At 33.7% G+C, this 3,540-nt stretch carries 1 protein-coding gene; it reads right to left on the bottom strand.

What is annotated here, in order from left to right; translation table 11 throughout:
• Positions 1 to 3,540, bottom strand: a 3,540-nt coding sequence (locus PF022_RS08710) for a PBECR2 nuclease fold domain-containing protein (RefSeq protein WP_271023564.1), incomplete at both ends; no start/stop codon positions are given.

Genomic DNA, 3,540 nt, shown 5'->3' with positions numbered 1-3,540 from the left:
TTTTGCTATTTTTTCTGTTTGCTCTTTGCTCCTCTTTATAAATTCATCTTGTATCCTTTTCTCCTCTGCTTCCTTTTTAATTTTCTGTTTCTCTTTTAAGAAAGCTATTTTCTCTTTAGCACTTAGAGTATTCCAATTTGTAGGAAATATGGTAGAATTAATATTGTCAATCGTGTTGGCTGAATATAGCGAAGTCTGTAAAAGCGTTTGCAAGATAGAATTGGCGTTTGGCGATTGATAGATTATTTCACCCCCATTTTCTAGCTTATTTTTTAAATTATTGGTTTCTTTAAACCCATTTGAGATACTTACTAAATATTCGCCATTATCAAAACTTACATTGACAAAATAATCGCCATCTTTTAAATGTTTTATTAATAAATATTCTCCTGCTTTATCTCTAATGATTGCTTCTGGGTTATCTAGCACTTCTTTTATTTGTGGTATGTATTGCTCTCTATTTTGTGAGACTAGCTTTTTAAGGCTTCCCAACTGCAATCTTATCTCTTTGCCTCCTAGTGCCTCTTTTATCTCTTTATTATGCTTTGGGATATAGGCTTCATCAATGCTTTTTAGATTAAAAGTTTCTAGCCATTTTTGTTGTATCTCTTTACTTAGAATCTTTTCATTGCCTTTTTTATCTGTAAATAAAATATCACTAATCTCCATTGCTTTTGTATCTAACCTACTCTTTTGTTTCTCTTTTAAAAAAGCCATTTTCTCTTTTGCGTTGTAGCTATCCCATTCTTTAGGAAATGTGGTAGAATTAGTATTAGAATTTGTGCTCGGGAGTGTTTGGGTGTCAAGCTCGGTATCCACCACAGATTTTAAACCATGCGACTTGCTTGTTTGGACGCCCCAAGAGATGTCGCTTGGTTGCAACTCTTCTAGCTTCAAAAAATACAACACAGAATCGCTAAATTTCCTTGATTGCACACTTATAATTGCATTTGCATTCAAAAATGGAGCTTCATAGATGCTATACTCTTTTACATGTTCTTTTGGGTGTCGTGGCTTTTGAGTTTCTTTAAATTTCGCTTCTCTAAAAAGATTTACTATATTTCTAACCGCTTCTATATGTGTTTTCTCATCAAACCCATTTTTAATGCTTTGATTTATTGCTTTAGAACTAAGCATTTCTTTGATACTTTTTGCTGTCAATATTGCTTTTGTTCCATCGCTTTTATTGATTATGTTTTGCCCTCTTAGTTGCTTTAATTCTAAAAGCGTCTCTTGCCTCTTTTTATTTAAACTACTCTTCCCCTCTAGCCTATTTTTCTCGCTTTCTAAAGCCTCTATTCCTACTTTATATCCTGTATCAATATCATTTAAGAAGGTTTGCAATAGCTCTTGTGTTTTGGTGTTAAACTTTGTCTTTGTAGCTCTTGTCTCTAGTGTTTTTTTAAAGTCTTGTATGTTTATAGAATCTTTTAGAGCTCTACTTATGTGATACCTTAGTGCTGCACCTTGAATCTTTTCGTTAAATGAATTAAACTTAATTGGAGTTAGTGGAATACCAAGCTTTGGGAGATTTCTAAGAAGTCCTTCAAAGATTATTTTCACTGCCTTTTGATTTATAGCTCCACTTATGCTTGTAGCTAGTCCATAGCCTTCTTTTTGTGTGTTTGCAGGTTTTAATGCTAAAGCAATTTTTCCGTCATTTACAAAGAGTGTGTTAAAACCATCTATTAACTCTAAAAGCTCTTTTGCCTCTTTAGAAGTAAAGAGGGATTCTAAGCCCTTTATTTGCTCTTTAAAGTAGCTTGAGTTAAACACTTCAAAGCCCTCATCGCTTATTAGACTTTTTTGAATTAGATTATTTATTAATCCTAGCTCTAGTTCTGCATTTCCTCTTGTTGCTTCTTTAATTTTTGTGATATTATCTATCTCATCGCCCTGCCCTTTGAGATATGACATTAAAGCACTATTTGAATCTTCTATACTTTTAGACGCATCTTGTGCTCTTTTTATCTCTTTTAGCTTTAGTATTTCTTTTATTGTTGCATAATCACTTAGTGCTGTTTGATATAGTTGTGTTGCTTGTAGGTATGTTTGTGGGTTAGATTTAAAGATTCTGTCAATTCCATTATTTATGTCATCTCTTAGAAATCCTTGTATATGTGTTTTTATATAGTCTTTAAAGTTTGGGTCCTTTGCCTCTTTGTAATAGCTATTTAGAATCTTTCTTGCATTATCTAGTTCATTAAATCCAATGCCTTGTGTTCTATAAAGCACATTCTCTAAATAGTTTAAAAAACTATAAGATTCCTCGCTTGTTATACCTTGTCTATCAAGTCCTTTTCTAAAGTTATCATAAGCTCTCCTATCTAGCACTACTTTAGAATCTTCATATAAATCTTTAAGCACTATATTTATTGCTTCATTATAGCCTTCTTTGTTTTCTCTATCCATTTCTTTGAAGACTTGGCTTATTGCATTTGGTGAGATATTTAGCTTTTCTAGCTCACGCTTGAAGTTTTGTGTTGTAGCATTTAGGATACTCTTTAGATTATTTTGAATTTCGGGGCTTGTATTTGCACTCTCTAAAAGGAATGCTAGAGTATTACCACTTTTATCAGCTCTTATTAGATCTAGTAGTTCAAGTTGTCTATCTTTTAGCGTTGGTTTATTTAGAGATTCTAAAATCTTCCCTGCAGTGCTTTGAAATAGTGGTGGTAGATTGTTTGTTGCATTTATTAAGCTATCTAAATTCCCATCTCCTCTTTTTAAGCTCCCACCAAATTCTTCGCCAAACTTTTTTATAGCTTCTCTTTGCTCCTTTGTGATTGAGTGAGATAGAATCTCTTCTGCTCCTCTTAGATTTTGTGTTGGTAGATTTCTTATAAACCCACCAATTGCAGTCTCATCAATTAGCTTTCCTACTCCTTGTATAGTCTTTTTTAGCCCATCTTTGCCATATTTGCTAACTCCTAAGATAACTCCATCACCAACTGCACTAAGTAATCCTGCCTCTACACTATGACCTATTATGTCTCTTGCTGTATTTTCTCTATCTAAATAAGCATTAGCTGCAATTATATCCGCCCCTGCTCCTGTTGCACTACCTAACGCACCTCCTATGATACTTCCTAGCACTTTTCCTTTTACACTCTTACCTCTTTTAAAGCCTTCTATACTTCCTAAAATCCCCCCTGCTAACTCACCTTTTGCGTTATATAAAATATCCCAAAAATTATCAAAAAACCCATCATTTACACGATATTGCTTATCATCTTTTAGTAGATATAAATCCCCATCTTTGCTAACTCCAGCACCGCTAAAGCCAAACTTACTAACAAGCGAGGCTACATCATCTAAGTATTTATCTCTTTGCTCACTATTTAGGATACCTCTTATGCTTTTGCCTTCGTGGAATTGGGCTAGAGTGTTTATCTCTCTTTCTGCTTCTTTTGCTATATGCTCTTTTGCATAGCGTAATTCTTTAAAATCCTCAAACCTCTCCCTATCTGTGCTAAAGATTCTATCCCACGCCCTCTTTATAAGAATATCTTCACTCTTAAATAGCTCCTTTTCCTCCTC

The organism is Helicobacter sp. WB40 (genome assembly GCF_027859275.1).
Lineage (GTDB): Bacteria > Campylobacterota > Campylobacteria > Campylobacterales > Helicobacteraceae > Helicobacter_D > Helicobacter_D ibis.
This window is presented reverse-complemented; position numbering and strand designations above follow the sequence as displayed.